We start from the raw sequence: 14,952 nt of genomic DNA on the forward strand, positions 1-14,952 counted from the left end.
CGAAAAAGAACACTCTTAGATTCAAGCTAGGCAAAAACAAAGCCCATTGACAGAGACTTTTAGAATTTAAACATAAAATCGATAACCCTAAAAGAAAAGCCAAGCGGTGGTAGAAAGTCAAGGAGATTAAATTGTAAGGTAAATTTAACTGATGCCCGAAAACAAAGTCAGCAGAGAAAACAAGACAGCAGATATGTGATATTATTATGTCTAGCAGAACCACAGCAAGCCTGATTAGTTTATTGAGAAAAACCCCTCACAACTGCTTAGCTTTGACCCTCAACCGCAATAACCTCAAGTCAAGGACATTATTGTATTTAGCCCCGGCACCCAACAATCAAAGCCGAACAGCCAAACCAAGATTGAGGCAGGCTGGGCGCATATTTGGCCCAAAAAACTCAGCCTCGCCAACCTGGCCGGTGCTGTTATCCACCGCCATAAAAAGAACAGGCATCCTTGGAACCATCCCTCTTGTAATATTTGTACATACTCTGTCTTAAAAACCCAGAGCAATCTTGTACCGAGATATCCAGAAATATTCAGCCGTCGGAAAGTGGAAGAAAGACTGCAAAAAATCCTCTCCCAGTGGGGCTTAGCCTCACGTCGTCAAGCCGAAAAAATGATCCTTGACGGACGGGTACGGCTGAATGGCCAACCCGGAGAACTTGGCCAAAGAGCCAATCCTGAGCGAGATCAAATAGAAGTAGATGGAGTGTTGTTAACACCGGCACACCGGCCCCAGTTAGTGTATTTATTGCTACACAAGCCCAAAGGCGTTGTTTCCACCTGTAGCGATCCCCAAGGGCGTCCGACAGTATTGGAATTAATGCCAGAATCTTTAGCTAGAGGTCAGGGTTTGCATCCCATAGGACGCTTAGATAGCGACAGCACAGGAGCCTTATTGCTGAGTAACGACGGCGAATTAACCTTTGGGTTAACCCATCCCCGTCACGGCATCCCCAAAACCTATGAAGTTTTGGTAAAAGGGCAACCCCCCGAAAAAGTGCTGCAAGCGTGGCGAGAAGGCATCATACTGGAGGGCAAAAAAACAAGAGAAGCCAGCGTCTGCCGGCTTAAACAATATCCGGACTCAACACTTTTGCAAGTAATTCTTAAAGAAGGAAGAAACAGACAAATAAGAAAAGTTGCCGAACAGCTAGGATATCCTGTGATAAATTTACACCGCACAGCCATTGGCCCGATTTTGCTCAAACCGCCAGGAGAACCGATCTTGCCGGTGGGGAAATGCCGCCCTCTAAAAAAATTCGAGTTGCGGTTTTTACAAAGCCAACTCGAAGTAACATCAGTAAGTGTTCCTACAGACATTGAGGAGCAAACCCTATGAAGAAAAATAAAAATATAGTTATACGCAATTTGGAACAAGAGCGCCAAGAAAAACTCGATTGCCTAGGAGCCGAGTTGCGACGAGTGCGCCAAGAGCAGGAACTTCCTATTGAGGAAGTCGCCGCCCGAACAATGATCGGGGTAAAAATACTCCAAGCCATTGAAGAAGCCAACTTGCAAGAATTACCTGAACCGGTTTACACCCAAAGCTATATCCGCAAGTTTGCCAATGCCCTAGGCTTGAATGGGGCAACATTTGCCAGTGATTTTCCCACCGAAACCAATATGCGCTTGCTGAGTTATGGATCGTGGGTTCCATTGCCCGGAGTGCAATTGCGGCCAATTCATCTGTATGCTCTTTATATCTTGTTGATCCTGAGTTCGGTACAAGGGCTGTCTTATATGGTGAACCGTTCAGCCTTTCAAGCCACAACCCTGCAAAAACAACAACTTCCCACTCAAGATGTTGTGGGGACAAACTCCACACCCACCACCGAACTCACGGCAATAGCCGCCAGTCAAACTTCCTCAAAAAATGTTGGTGAGGATAAAGGGCCGGTACGCATTGGTTTAACCTTAAAAGCCGATTCTTGGATTGAAGTAGAAGCCGATGGCAAAATGGCTTTTGAAGGAATCTTGGCAGAAGGAACCCAGCGCACTTGGGAAGCCAAAGAACAGTTAATCGTCCGTGCGGGGAATGCGGGGGGTGTTTTAGTAGCCGTCAACAACGGACAAGCAAAACAAATGGGAGCACCAGGAAAAGTTGAAGAATTGCGAGTTAAAGCCAATTAAAAATCTTGAGTTGGAGGCTGGCTTTTGCCAGCCTATTTTTTTAGCGTCCGTAGATGTGGGTGAGTTTTTTGAGAAGGGATGATACAGAGTGGGTTAAAGCACCGGCCTGATAACGCCATTCCCAATTGCCCTCAGCTTTCCCCGGATAGTTCATTCGGGCCTCTGTTCCTAAACCTAAAATATCTTGTAAGGGAAAAATGGCTTGATTGGCAACAGAACTTTGGGCTAGACGAATGAGATCCCAGTGGATGCCATCTGACGATGTACAGCCTAGATAATCGAGGAGGTTTTGTTTTTCATGTTCCCCAAGGTTGTTAAACCAGCCAACTGTTGTATCGTTATCGTGGGTGCCGGTGTAAATAACACTATTGCGGGAAATGTTAAACGGCAAATAGGGATTATCGGTATTACCACCAAAGGCAAAATGTAAGATTTTCATCCCTGGCAGTTCAAATTTATCGCGCAAGGCTTCCACTTCGGGAGTGATGATCCCTAAATCTTCAGCCATAACCGGCAGTTTTCCTAGTTTTTCGTTCAAAACTTCAAAAAACTCATCACCACTAGCTTTTAACCATTCACCATTCAGGGCTGTGGTTTCGCCTTGCTTAACGGCCCAATATGCCTCAAATCCCCGGAAATGGTCAATGCGGATAATATCGACATAATCCAGCAACACTTCAAAGCGTTTTATCCACCAGTCAAAATCTGTTTGTTCTAACTTGTCCCAGTCATAAACAGGATTGCCCCAAAGTTGGCCGGTGCTGCTGAAATAATCGGGGGGAACACCGGCCATTAAAGACGGGAGGCTGGTTTCTTCATCCAAGCAAAAAATTTCAGGATGGGCCCAGACATCGGCGCTATCGGCAGCAACATAGATGGGAATATCGCCAATAATTTCGATGCCTTTTTGATTGGCGTATTTTTTCAGGGCTGACCACTGACGGAAAAAGATAAATTGGACAAAGTTGTGATATTGGATTTCGTCTTTTAACTGAAGTTTCCAGGCTTCAACGGCTGCCGGTTCACGGTGACGAATACCGAGATCCCAAGTATGCCAACTATCTCCCGCGTGAGCAGCTTTGAGAGACATAAACAGAGCATAATCATTTAACCAGTAAATTGCGCCGGCACAAAATGTCTGGAACTCTTGCTGCAATTTTTGAGCCCAATTCGGCTGAAAATTCTCATTGGGTTCTTCTGGCAAATTTTCTGTAGAATGTTGGACAAAATTCTGACAAGCTTTTTGCAGCAGGGGCAGTTTAAAGCTTAAAACCTGCTCAAAATCTACTTTTTCGCTAGGGAAGTCTGGAACCTGGCCAATATCTTCATAGGAAAGTAAACCATCTTCGACCAATAAATCCAGATTAATTAAAATCGGGTTGCCGGCCATTGCCGAATAGCACATATAGGGCGAATTGCCGTAGCCGGTGGGGCCCAAAGGTAAAACCTGCCAGAGTTTTTGATTACTTTCGACCAAAAAATCAATAAACTCATAGGCCGGTCTTCCAAGATCCCCGACACCAAACCGACTTGGCAATGATGTAGGGTGTAATAAAATTCCGCTGGTTCTGGGAAAAGGCATAGGCGACCAGGTAATTAGTGATTAGGGACTGTTTAAGACGTAGGGGCAAGGTTCTTTAATGATGAAAATTGCCTTCAAGATGTAGCTAAACTCGCCGCTACAGAGGAAGAGGTGACATCATTACAAATGACAAATGACCATTTAATAAAGCCGGCGATAGATTTCAGCAAGGTTACGAATTCGACCGGAGAGGTGGTTGGTTAAGACACCCGGAGTATAACGCCATCCCCAATTGCCCTCGCCTATTCCGGGGGTGTTCATTCTTCCTTCTCTTCCAATTCCGAGTAAGTCTTGAAGGGGAATAATTGCCCAATCGGCAACAGATGACATAATGACGCGAATGGCATCCCAATGAATCTCGGAAAGGTTGTATTGCCCTAAATAATTGAGGAAATTATTTTTTTCAAGCGCTGACAAATCACTAAACCAGCCAACTGTTGTATCGTTGTCGTGGGTGCCGGTGTAGGCCACACAGTTGCGGGGATAGTTGTGAGGTAAATAAGCATTTCCCCAATCGGAACCAAAGGCAAAATGTAAAATTTTCATGCCCGGTAAGTGAAATTGATCCCGCAATGCTTCGACTTCTGGAGTGATTAAGCCTAAATCTTCGGCGACAATGGGAAGCCGGCCTAATTGTTCTTCGATAGATTTAAAAAAGTCGGCCCCTGGCCCTTTAACCCACCGGCCATTCATGGCAGTGCTTTCGCCTTGTTTGACCACCCAATACGCCTCAAAGGCGCGGAAATGGTCAATGCGTATCCAGTCTACTGTTTCGAGCATTGCTTCTAAGCGTTCTACCCACCACTGGTAATTTTTTTGGCGGAGGTGATACCAGTTATAAATTGGGTTGCCCCACAGTTGGCCGGTGGCGCTAAAGTAGTCTGGTGGTACTCCTGCCATTAAGGTTGAGAGGCCGGTTTGGGGATGCAAACAAAAATTTTCTGGATGTGCCCACACATCAGCGCTATCGTGGGCGACATAGATGGGCAAATCTCCTAAAATTTGTATTCTTCGCTCGTTGGCATAGCGTTTGAGGTATCCCCACTGGCGAAAAAATTCAAATTGCCGGTATTTGCGAAAATTGATTTCAACTTCCAATAACATCCGACAGGCTTTGAGTGCGTCGGGATCACGGTCTCGCAGTACCGGGTTCCAAGCATTCCAAGAAACGCCCCGGTTCATTTGCTTAATGGCCATGAATAAGGCATAGTCTTCTAACCAGCTTGCATGACGCTGGCAAAATTCTTGAAATTCATCTTGGGGGAATGAGCGAAAGTTTTCAAACGCTTTCCACAGCAGATTTTCTTTGTAGTTGATAACGTGGTCATAATCTACGCGGTTTTTAGGAAACTGCGGCGGTTTGGCTATGTCTTCGTGGCTGAGTAAGCCTTTTTCTCGCAGAATTTCTGGACTGATTAACAATGGGTTGCCGGCCATTGCTGAATAGGAAGCATAAGGGGAGTTTCCGTGACCGGTTGGCCCTAATGGCAATATCTGCCATATTCCTTGTCCGCTTTCTGCTAAAAAATCAACAAATTTATAGGCTTCTGGCCCTAAGTCTCCTATGCCAAATCGACTTGGCAGGGAGGTGGGGTGTAGCAAAATGCCGCTTGCTCTGTGGGGCATATCCTTGCTGATTCCTCAGTTAGCTTTGTTTCCGTAAATCTTATACTTATTGAAGCACTCCACCATCATTCCTAAGTTTTAATTTTTATTTTCTGTTGTTCTGCTGCTAGGATGTTACGGTTGTTGAGCATGGCCATTATATTGTCTTAATCTAAAATCTAAAATCGGAAATTTAACGTTTTATGACTTATCGCAATCCTGTCCCGACGGTGGATATTATTATTGAGCTTGTTGACCGCCAAGACCGGCCTATCGTTTTAATCGAACGTCGCAACCCTCCTCACGGTTGGGCTCTTCCGGGGGGTTTTGTGGACTATGGCGAGCCGGTTGAGGTGGCTGCTCGTCGTGAGGCTCTTGAGGAAACTGGCTTGAATGTTGAGCTTATTGAGCAGTTTTGTGTCTATTCTGACCCGAACCGTGACCCCCGTCAGCATACTCTGAGTGTTGTTTTTATTGCTGCTGCTACTGGTGAACCCCAGGCGGCTGATGATGCGAAAAATTTGGGGCTTTTTGTGTTTTCTTCTCTGCCTGATGTTTTGTGTTTTGACCATGACCGCATTTTGCGCGACTATTGGTTTTACCGGCATTATCACATTCGCCCTCGTTTGGGTTTTTAATTTATATAAGTTATTGTTGCTAATTCCGCTGCTTTTACCCCCAGTCTCTACAAGAAGTTACCCCAGATGTAAGAAAGGTTGGCTCAATCTCACGGTTGAGATTTATTGATATTGGAATAAATATGCAATTTTAATGTATATTTAAGGTTTCTAATTATTGGATGGGGTTCTCATTGTAAATTCTTATGTTCTTTTTATTGAGTTTTTTTGTCAGAAAGCTGCTAACTTATTTAGGGAGTTAGTTGCAATTTTTGTCAATAGGTTGATTATGAACGAATTTGTAGGGGTTGTTGGGTTGGCACGCAAGCGGGTGGTTTTGGGTGCTGGGATATTGTGTTTGGGTTTGGCTGGTTTGACCGGCTGCGGTCAGGAGCAAGCTTCTCAAAATACGACTACTAGCCAGAATACACCGGCAGCAACTGCGGGAAATACAGCACAAAATACGCCGCAAACTTCTTCTCAGCCAATGTCTAAGTTGACGGTAGCTTTTGCTTCTCGCAAGGATGCTACAGAGTTAGAGGCAAAAGCTAAGGCGGTTGGTGAGTTTTTGTCTAAGGAAATGGGAATGCCGGTGGAAACGGTGATCGGCGATGATACGGCTGCTGTTGAGGCTTTGAGATCGGATAAAGTAGATGCGGCTTTTTTGAGCAGCCGACCGGCTTTGAAGGCTGAGGAATTAGCCGGATCTCGTTTGGTTTTGGCAGAGGTTAGAAAGGACTATTCTGGGGGTCATACTTATAATTCTGTTTTGGTTGTCAAAGAAGATAGTCCGCTGGCACAAAAGGCTACGGCTAAGGAAACTTTGGAACAGTTAAAAGATAAGAAAATGGCGTTTGCTTCTCGCACGTCTGGGTCTGGTTTTATTATTCCCACCGGCGAATTAGTTGGGCAAGGTTTGGTGGATGGCCCAGATCGTTTAGAAAACTTTTTTAGTCAGGTAAATTATGGGGATGGTTACAGTAGTGCACTGAAAGCTGTTCTCCAAGATCAGGCGGATGTAGCGGCGGTTTCTGAATATGCTTTGAAACCACCTTATATTACCGAAGAAGAAGCCGCACAATTGCGGGTTTTACATTCAATTCCGGGGGTGCCGGCTCATGGAATTACGCTGGATGATGATGTGCCGGCAGACGTTAAAGAAAAGTTTGTCAATGCGATGATGAAGTTAAATGAGCCGGCAAATAATCAATTGTTAACGGCTCTTTATAATTCGACGGAGTTGGTAAAAGTTGACCACGACAAGCATTTAGCTCCGATGAAAGATTCCCTGAAACGGGCAAATATGACTCCTTAAGGGCAATTAGGGATAGGGTAAACGGTGACTGGAAAAAGTAATTCTAGTCACCTATTTTTCTGTTAAATTGAACAGAATTTTCTGATAAATTCCGAGAAAGACTTTGAGGGCTATTTAAAAAATTTAATTAGAGATGATTGAAAATGAGGGAAAACATTTGATGCGGGATGCGCTTCGCCGTGCGAAAATGACTCCATAGTTTGTTTATTGTTCATGGTTCATTGGTCAGGGCGTGCCCCCCTGCACGGCTTGTACAATTGTCATTTGTCAAGAGTGAAAATTGGATTTAATGAACTATGAACCAGGAAGCAGGAATAATCAACAATTAAGAATAAGCCATGATTATTGAGTGTAAAGGTATAGAAACGGGTTATAATTTGGCACTAGGCCGGCCTATTTTAAATGGCATTAATTTTTCGGTAAAATCAGGCGAATTTGTGACGCTTTTGGGGTTGAATGGGGCGGGTAAATCGACGCTTTTAAAAGCATTGGTTGGGTTGGTTCCTATTCAAAAAGGCGAGATTTGTGTTAAGGAAGTGCCGGTGAAGGGGGAGACGTTAAAAGAAGTTCGTAGAAATGTGGGTTTTTTGTTTCAAGGTGGGGGGTTAGTACGGCAGCTTTCGGCTTTGGATAATGTATTGTGTGGCCGGTTGGGGGCGCTTTCTGCTTGGCAAACTTTGGGGGGGTTTAGCAAAAAAGACCGGCAGGATGCTTTGGAGTTATTAGAAAGTTTAGGTTTAGGGAATTTAGCAGATCAAAAAACGGGCTTGTTGAGTGGGGGACAGCAGCAGAGGGTAGCCATTGCTAGGGCTTTAATTCAGCGTCCAGAGATTTTATTAGCTGATGAACCGACGACAGGTTTAGATGTGCTGGCGGCGCGTCAGGTGATGGATATTTTTGCTAATTTGTGCAGAGAAAAAAATATAACAGTGGTGGTGGTTTTGCATGATTTGGAGTTGGCGAGTTTGTATGCAGATAGGGCGGTGATTTTGGATGCAGGGCGTGTGATTTATGATGGTGTTTGTGGAGATTTATCTAAACAATTTGCTGATTTAAAACCAGTTAAATTATAATAGTTTTTTGGGATTTGAGAAGGCCGGTTTCTTGAAATAAGCGGCTTCCTAAGTTTACTTAAAAAGGAGAGGGAGAAATGAAAAAAAATTTTGTAGTTTGGTGGAAAAGAAATGGTTGGGCGCGGTGGTTCGGGATTGGATTGAGCGTGGTTTTGGTGTATGGGTGGGCGTTGCAGGGTTTAGAAATAAATTTAGATTTGTTGCGGGATAGTTGGCCGAATATTATTGATTTTTTGGTTAGGCTGTGGCCGCCAAATTGGGAGATTTTGGATGTGGCGGTTAAGGCGTTAATTGAAACGGTGCAGATGTCGATTTGGGGTACGACTATAGGGGCGATTATTTCGCTGCCAATTGCAATTTGTAGCGCTCATAATTTGGCTCCAAAATGGTTACAGTGGATTGCAAATTTTTTGCAGAATGCGGTGAGATCGGTTCCTTCTATTGTGTTGGGTTTAATTTTTGTGGCGGCGACGGGTTTGGGGGCGCCGGCGGGGACTTTGGCGGTGGGTATTTATACGGTTGGTTATCTTGGGAAGTTTTATCAAGAGGCGATAGAGGCTGTTGAACCTCGTTCGCTGGAGGCTTTGCGGGTGTCGGGGGCTTCTTGGTTACAGGTGGCGCAGTATGGAATTTTGCCGCAGGTTGTGCCTTTGAGTTTGGGATATACGCTGTATATGTTTGAGTATAATATCCGGGCGGCTTCGGTTTTGGGGGTTGTGGGTGCCGGGGGTATTGGTTTTGAGTTGGTGAATTATATTCGGGCTTTTGAATATAATAAGGCGACTACTATGATGTTGGTTTTGTTGGTTGTGGTGACGGTTATTGATGGGGTTAGTAGTAAGTTAAGGCAGAGATTGGAGAGGTTATAAACCGCAGATGTAAGGCAGGCAGGATGCCTACCCCACAGATGAACACGGATAGCTTATCTGCGTAGCGCTTACGCGCCGCTACGCGTACATCTGCGTTTATCTGCGGTTAAAATTAAAGTTAATGTTAGGGAGAATAGTTTTATGGAAAGTATTAAAATTCGTTCTCGTGTTGGTTCGGATGGGATTTTACGTTTGGATGTGCCGGTGGGTTTTTGTGATGAGGAAATAGAGGTGACGGTGATGGTAGAAAAAGTGGGGCCGGTTGTTAAGTCTCCTGAAAATTTGGGTTGGCCGGCTGGTTTTTTTGATAGAACGTGGGGTAGTTGTGCAGATGATCCGATTGTCATTGATGATGAGGGAATATCCGAAGAACTTGATGATAATTTAGATGGGGTTTTTGATGAAAAGGCAGAAATTGTGTGATGTATTTGCTTGATACTAATGTTTGTGTGATTTATTTGAATAACCGCTCTCTGGTGCTTCGACAACGGCTAGAACGCATACCTATAAAAGATATCGCTGTGTGTTCTGTGGTGAAGGGAGAGTTATTTTATGGCGCATTGCGAAGTAACAATACCCAGCGGAGTTTAGAGAGACAGCAAGCGTTTTTGAATCAGTTTGTGTCTTTACCTTTTGATGATGAGGCGGCTACTGTTTACGCTCGAATTCGTGCTGAATTGGCAGGGAGGGGAACACCAATCGGAGCAAATGATTTACAAATTGCGGCTATTGCTTTAGCAAACAATTTAATTTTGGTAACGCATAATACTCGTGAGTTTAGCCGCGTTGATGGGTTAAAAATTGAAGATTGGGAAGTGGAGTAATAGTTGAGGATTAAGAGGTTAAAATTAAGCGGTGAATGGCTTCTTTTTTGTGTAGCTGCCGGTTTGAATCGGCTTGTGTGTGGGTTAGCACAGCGGGTTGGCGCGATGGGTTGGCGCGACGGGTTGAAACCGGCCGGTACAGGAATAAAGCCCTAGCGGGCTATTTTTTTTTGTTTATTTTTCTCTGACGAGAGTTAATAATAGTTATAAATTTTTGGGGTTAGTTTGCCGGTAGACTGGTGTGGTAGTTATTCAAAGGTGCGTTATGGATGCTAAGGAACTGCTGGCAAAATATGCAGAGGGTGAAAGGAATTTTCAAAAAATACAACTAGCAGAGATTGATTTAACAGGTGTAGACTTGAGCGGGGTAGACTTTTCTTATGCAAATTTGAGTGCTGTTGATCTGAGTAAGGCAAACTTGACTAATGCCAAATTTTATGGTGCCAACTTGATGAGAGGAAATTTCACCGGCGCTGATTTACGCAATGTTGTTATCAATTCAGCAAACTTGAGTGGGGCAGATTTTAGTGGTGCAGATTTGAGTGGGGCTAACTTGGATAGTAGTAATTTGAATAATGCTACTTTTGATAAGGCAAATTTGAGCAAAGCAAGTCTGAGATCGGCTAATTTAACAGGAGCTTCTTTAATGGAAGCTGATATCAGTCCGGCGACTTTAGATAATGCCAATTTAACGGGGGCTGATTTGGGTAAAGCTGATTTGAGTGGGGCAAATTTAATCGGTGTAAAGCTACAAAGTGCCAATTTTCAAGAAGCACAACTCCGGCAAGTTAATTTACAGAATGTGGATTTGTCGGGATTTAATCTTTCTGGGGTAGATTTGAGTGCTGCAAATTTGGCAGGAACGAATCTCAAAAAAGCTAATCTGCGAGGGGCAAATTTAGAAAGATCAAGCCTTATAGGGGCAAATTTGATTCGGGCAAATCTGAAAGGAGCTAATCTTAAAAGGGCTGATTTGACGGATGCAAAAACCTACGGTGTCAGCATTAAAGAGGCTGATTTAACGAATGCAATTATGCCGGATGGAGAACGGTATAAGCAGGAAGATAGCGAGAAAAAGTAATGTTTAATTAGGAAAAGGCGGTAAAAATTAAGTTTACTGCCTTGCCTGGTGATGGGGATATTTTACGGGGCCGGTGTTGTATGTCGCTTGTGGCATTTTTCTCTGATGAGAGTTAATAATACTTATGGATTTTTGGGTTAGTTTGCTGATAAGCTTTTGTAGTAGTTATTTAAAGGTGCGTTATGGATGCTGAGACACTTTTAGAAAGATACGCATCAGGTGCGCGAGGTTTTCGGTCAGTACAGCTTAGTGGGGTAGACCTTACAGAGGCCAATTTAATCCAGATAGACCTTTACGCCGCTGATTTAACGGCAGCAGATTTAAGTGGAGCAAACCTTACGCAGGCTAACATAGGATCAGCTAACCTAACGAGAACAGACCTCACCGATGCCAATATGACCCAGGTGCAGATGGGATCTGCTAATTTGAGTCAGGCTGATTTGAGTGGTGCTGATTTGCGGGGAGCTAACGGCGGAATTAACAATTTAACTCAAGCAAATTTGGATAAGGCAAATTTGAGCGGTGCTCAGCTTCCCAGTTCAAATCTAACGAGTGCTTCTTTAGTTGAAGCCGATTTGAGTAGAGCAAATTTAAGTAATGTCAATTTGACTTCAGCAGATTTAACTGACTCCAATTTAAGCGGAGCAAATTTAAGTAATGCGAATTTGAATTCCGCCGATTTAACTGACTCAGACTTAAGCGTAGCAAATTTAAGTGGTTCGATTCTCTCAAACACAAATTTTAAGCCCAAAAAAGTGCGGGGGATTAATTTAAGCCGTGTTATTTTATCAGGGATGAACTTAGCCGGCCTAGATTTGAGTGTATCTAACCTTGAAAACGCCAACCTCAGCGAAGCTTCACTAGAAGAATGCAATTTAGAAAGAGCGAGTTTGCGAAACGCCAATTTAACAAAAGCAAATTTAAAACACGCAAACCTGTCAAAAGCAGACCTCACCGGCGCAAATATTGAAGGAGCAAATCTGGAAAACGCAGACCTAAATCGTGCGATAATGCCAGATGGAAAACGCAATAAAGCAGAGAAATCTGAAAAAACCACAAAAACAACAACTCAAATGACCAAAAAAATCATCCGTTCAGAACAAGCACCGGCCCCCGTTGGCCCCTATAACCAAGCAATTGCAGCCACCGGCACCACCATATTTCTAGCCGGCCAAATACCCCTAGATCCCAGAATAAACGAAATCCTATATCCCGAAGACATTACAAAACAAACCGAACAAGTAATAGCCAATATTCAAGCAGTATTAAAAGAAGCCGGTGCCGGTTTAGAAAACGTCGTCAAAACCACCGTTTTCCTCAAAGACATGAACGACTTCGCCGCCATGAACGCCGTTTACTCCAAATACTTTGACGCCGCCACCGCACCCGCCAGATCAACCATCCAAGTCGCAAGACTCCCCAAAGACGCACTCGTAGAAATTGAGTGTATAGCTGTTATATAAAAAACGCAGATAAACACAGAAGCCTGCTCTGCATTTATCCGCGCCTACATCTGTGGGGCAGGCATCTTGCCTGCCATACATCTGCGGTTAAAAAATCCCCCCTACTTCACAGCAACAACCGCACCTTGACTTTCTTGAGCCAACCGGCCCACAGCACACACAGCATAAGTACCAGGAGCAACACTCACAGAAGTGCTAGAAGCCGGCAACACTCGCACAAGCGACCAATTACTACCCTCTTGCTTATACACACTCCACGAGCGCACCTGAGAAGAACTATTCCAAGTGAGCTTACCATCCTTCGCCGTTACACCCGCCGGAGTAGCCGGTGCCGTTGAACTCATCCAAGACAAAGTAGGCACCAAAGCCGGCCCATTATAACAACCAGCCTTCAAATTATCGCTAATTCCCTCCTTATTTTCATTTAACATTTTGACGTTGTTAAAAATATTGCCTAGCGACAACTTAGGAGCCAAACCACGAGTCAAATTAACCTGATTATTAACCTCTTCCAAAGTTAAAGTCTTCGCCTCAAGCTGAGCCAAACTATTCCCAGCATAAATATGCTTGCCTTTGGGGTTATTTTGTGTCCACCATTCCAGCAATACCGGGTAACTTTGACCGGCTTGATCTGCCCGCCAAATCAACTGAGGAGCCAAGAAATCAACCCAACCTTCAGCCAGCCATTTCTTCGAGTCTGCAAACAACTCATTGTAAGCATCCATACCCTTAATTTGGGCCGGTTGTCCGGGGCGATAAATCCCAAACGGACTAATACCAAACTTCACATGAGACTTAACGCTGCGAATACCCTCAGCCACTCGCTTGATGACTTTGTTGATATTATCCCTGCGCCAATCAGCAATACTTAAAGTGCCACCACCGGCCTTATAAGCATCGTAAGTTTTGGTATCGCCAATTGTTTGATCCTTCACCGGATAAGGATAAAACGAATCATTAATATGAACGCCATCGACATCATACCGGCGCACCACATCCATGATCACATCATAAGCGCGGTCTTGCACAACTTTTTCACCGGGATTCATCCAAAACTGCTTATTATATTCATAAACAACGTCTGGATTGGTCACCGAAATATGAGGGCTAACCGGCACAGTTTTAGAAGACAACCGAGCGCGATTCAAATTAAACCAAGCGTGCAATTCTAAATTACGTTTCCGGCATTCATCTATTGCAAATTGCAGCGGATCATAATCAGGTGCTTTACCTTGGGTACCCGTCAGCGCCGCACTCCAAGGCTCCAAATCTGACTTATACAAAGCATCGCCTTCTGCCCGCACTTGGAATATCACGGCGTTAAAATTCAACTCTTGCAAGCGGTCAAGCAGCTTAATTAATTCAGCTTTTTGCTGATCGCCAGAAAGCCCCTGTTTAGATGGCCAATCTCCCGACACTGCCGGAATATAAGCACCGCGAAACTCGCGTTTATGATTCACAGACACCACTTGAGGCGCGCTAGGAGTGGGTGCCGGTGCCGGTGTTGGTGTGGGGGTTGGTTTTGGTGCGGGTGCCGGTGCTGGTGCTGGTGCCGGTGTGGGGATAACCACAACTGGGGGAGTGGGTGTAGGAGTTGGTGCAGGTGCCGGTGCCGGTGCCGGTGTTGGTTTCACGCCAATATTTTGCGGCGGAACCACAATAAAATCAAAAGCAATATTATCCGCCTTGCCTTGATAAACCAAAGTTTGATAAATAAACGCCGCAACTTGAGCACGAGTTGCCCCAAACAGCGGTTTAAGACTTTCCAATTTCGGGTAATTTACCACCATTCCCGCCATTGTTGCCGCTGCTACAGCCTCGGTTGCATAACTGGGAATTTCGCCGGCATCTTGATAAAGTTCTGCCAAAGCAATTTTCAATTTAGGAACCGTTGAAGTAATTCCCAAACCATTTACCAAAGACACCAAAGCTTGCACGCGGGGAATATTATCATCGGGGCGAAAACGCTTGTCTGGATAACCCGATAAAAATTCTGTTTCGTAAGCTTTTTGAATGGCTGCGGCTGCCCAATGCTCTTTTGGAACATCCACAAAACTAGAATATTGCCGGCTATTGTTTTTGGGAAATGCTTTTAACAAAAGGGCAGCAAACTGTGCGCGAGTGATCGGTTCATTAGGGCGAAATGTGCCATTTTCAAAGCCACTAATTATACCGCGACTGGCTAAGGCTTCAATAAAAGGTTTTGCCCAGTGATCTTGTATATCTGAAAAACGTGGTGAAGTAGATGTTACCATTTTTACCTCTTTTTAAAGTGGGTAGATTTTAACACCGGGCAACGTGATTGCAACAGAGGGCTGTCACCCTTTGTTTTTCCTCGGTGTTTACACTTCTACAGTCTTTCTTTTTCTCCGGGTGCTTTTCCGGGT

Annotated in this window: 13 protein-coding genes; 10 read left to right on the plus strand and 3 right to left on the minus strand. The window is 44.4% G+C overall.

What is annotated here, in order from left to right; translation table 11 throughout:
* The first annotated feature begins 553 nt into the window (after nucleotides 1–553).
* Entirely contained in the window at nucleotides 554–1,345 is a 792-nt protein-coding gene (locus NG798_RS07045) for a pseudouridine synthase (protein WP_261221394.1), read from the plus strand.
* Nucleotides 1,342–2,136 carry a RodZ domain-containing protein gene (locus NG798_RS07050; protein WP_261221395.1) on the plus strand — a complete coding sequence of 265 codons (795 nt, stop codon included), beginning with the start codon at nucleotides 1,342–1,344 and terminating at the stop codon, nucleotides 2,134–2,136. Before NG798_RS07045 ends, NG798_RS07050 begins: the two co-directional genes overlap by 4 nt.
* 40 nt (nucleotides 2,137–2,176) lie before the next feature.
* Here the strand turns inward: NG798_RS07050 and malQ (NG798_RS07055) are convergent, their stop codons facing one another.
* Both malQ (NG798_RS07055) and malQ (NG798_RS07060) read right to left on the minus strand, forming a co-directional pair.
* Nucleotides 2,177–3,718: a 4-alpha-glucanotransferase gene (gene malQ, locus NG798_RS07055; RefSeq protein ID WP_261221398.1), complete on the minus strand. Its 1,542-nt coding sequence runs from the start codon at nucleotides 3,716–3,718 to the stop codon at nucleotides 2,177–2,179.
* A gap of 141 nt (nucleotides 3,719–3,859) precedes the next feature.
* A complete protein-coding gene (gene malQ / locus NG798_RS07060; RefSeq protein ID WP_261221400.1) occupies nucleotides 3,860–5,344 on the minus strand; it encodes a 4-alpha-glucanotransferase in 1,485 nt (494 codons plus the stop codon).
* A 182-nt stretch (nucleotides 5,345–5,526) separates the two neighbouring features.
* Between malQ (NG798_RS07060) and NG798_RS07065 the strand changes: the two genes are divergently transcribed.
* The 8 genes from NG798_RS07065 (at nucleotide 5,527) to NG798_RS07100 (ending at nucleotide 12,565) form a co-directional block, all read left to right on the plus strand.
* Nucleotides 5,527–5,961: an NUDIX hydrolase gene (locus NG798_RS07065; RefSeq protein WP_261221402.1), complete on the plus strand. Its 435-nt coding sequence runs from the start codon at nucleotides 5,527–5,529 to the stop codon at nucleotides 5,959–5,961.
* 268 nt (nucleotides 5,962–6,229) lie between these two features.
* On the plus strand, nucleotides 6,230–7,255 hold the full coding sequence (locus NG798_RS07070; protein ID WP_261221404.1) for a phosphate/phosphite/phosphonate ABC transporter substrate-binding protein: 1,026 nt from the start codon (nucleotides 6,230–6,232) through the stop codon (nucleotides 7,253–7,255).
* 338 nt (nucleotides 7,256–7,593) lie between these two features.
* The gene (locus NG798_RS07075) at nucleotides 7,594–8,328 is read left to right on the plus strand and encodes a phosphonate ABC transporter ATP-binding protein (RefSeq protein WP_261221406.1); all 735 of its coding nucleotides are present in this window, start codon (nucleotides 7,594–7,596) and stop codon (nucleotides 8,326–8,328) included.
* Nucleotides 8,329–8,405: 77 nt separating this feature from the next.
* Nucleotides 8,406–9,197 carry a phosphonate ABC transporter, permease protein PhnE gene (gene phnE / locus NG798_RS07080; RefSeq protein ID WP_261221407.1) on the plus strand — a complete coding sequence of 264 codons (792 nt, stop codon included), beginning with the start codon at nucleotides 8,406–8,408 and terminating at the stop codon, nucleotides 9,195–9,197.
* Nucleotides 9,198–9,338: 141 nt separating this feature from the next.
* Nucleotides 9,339–9,620 (plus strand): hypothetical protein, encoded by a 282-nt coding sequence (locus NG798_RS07085; protein ID WP_261221409.1) that lies wholly within the window; start codon nucleotides 9,339–9,341, stop codon nucleotides 9,618–9,620.
* Entirely contained in the window at nucleotides 9,620–10,021 is a 402-nt protein-coding gene (locus tag NG798_RS07090) for a type II toxin-antitoxin system VapC family toxin (RefSeq protein ID WP_263012916.1), read from the plus strand. The genes NG798_RS07085 and NG798_RS07090 overlap by 1 nt, the downstream gene beginning before the upstream one ends.
* Before the next feature lie 265 nt (nucleotides 10,022–10,286).
* A complete protein-coding gene (locus tag NG798_RS07095) occupies nucleotides 10,287–11,102 on the plus strand; it encodes a pentapeptide repeat-containing protein (RefSeq protein WP_261221412.1) in 816 nt (271 codons plus the stop codon).
* Nucleotides 11,103–11,284: 182 nt separating this feature from the next.
* Entirely contained in the window at nucleotides 11,285–12,565 is a 1,281-nt protein-coding gene (locus NG798_RS07100) for a Rid family detoxifying hydrolase (protein ID WP_261221414.1), read from the plus strand.
* Between the two features lie 101 nt (nucleotides 12,566–12,666).
* Here NG798_RS07100 and NG798_RS07105 read toward each other — a convergent pair whose 3' ends face one another.
* Nucleotides 12,667–14,820, minus strand: a complete 2,154-nt coding sequence (locus NG798_RS07105) for a family 10 glycosylhydrolase (protein ID WP_261221416.1) — start codon at nucleotides 14,818–14,820, stop codon at nucleotides 12,667–12,669.
* Between the last annotated feature and the right edge of the window lie 132 nt (nucleotides 14,821–14,952).

The sequence above is a fragment of the Ancylothrix sp. D3o genome, assembly GCF_025370775.1.
GTDB lineage: Bacteria > Cyanobacteriota > Cyanobacteriia > Cyanobacteriales > Oscillatoriaceae > Ancylothrix.

Excerpts from the sequence above, each read along its gene's own strand:
- NG798_RS07050 (WP_261221395.1), top strand. The coding sequence starts at position 1,342 with ATGAAGAAAAATAAAAATATAGTTATACGCAATTTGGAACAAGAGCGC.
- malQ (WP_261221398.1), bottom strand. The coding sequence starts at position 3,718 with ATGCCTTTTCCCAGAACCAGCGGAATTTTATTACACCCTACATCATTG.
- malQ (WP_261221400.1), bottom strand. The coding sequence starts at position 5,344 with ATGCCCCACAGAGCAAGCGGCATTTTGCTACACCCCACCTCCCTGCCA.
- NG798_RS07065 (WP_261221402.1), top strand. The coding sequence starts at position 5,527 with ATGACTTATCGCAATCCTGTCCCGACGGTGGATATTATTATTGAGCTT.
- NG798_RS07070 (WP_261221404.1), top strand. The coding sequence starts at position 6,230 with ATGAACGAATTTGTAGGGGTTGTTGGGTTGGCACGCAAGCGGGTGGTT.
- NG798_RS07075 (WP_261221406.1), top strand. The coding sequence starts at position 7,594 with ATGATTATTGAGTGTAAAGGTATAGAAACGGGTTATAATTTGGCACTA.
- phnE (WP_261221407.1), top strand. The coding sequence starts at position 8,406 with ATGAAAAAAAATTTTGTAGTTTGGTGGAAAAGAAATGGTTGGGCGCGG.
- NG798_RS07085 (WP_261221409.1), top strand. The coding sequence starts at position 9,339 with ATGGAAAGTATTAAAATTCGTTCTCGTGTTGGTTCGGATGGGATTTTA.
- NG798_RS07090 (WP_263012916.1), top strand. The coding sequence starts at position 9,620 with ATGTATTTGCTTGATACTAATGTTTGTGTGATTTATTTGAATAACCGC.
- NG798_RS07095 (WP_261221412.1), top strand. The coding sequence starts at position 10,287 with ATGGATGCTAAGGAACTGCTGGCAAAATATGCAGAGGGTGAAAGGAAT.
- NG798_RS07100 (WP_261221414.1), top strand. The coding sequence starts at position 11,285 with ATGGATGCTGAGACACTTTTAGAAAGATACGCATCAGGTGCGCGAGGT.
- NG798_RS07105 (WP_261221416.1), bottom strand. The coding sequence starts at position 14,820 with ATGGTAACATCTACTTCACCACGTTTTTCAGATATACAAGATCACTGG.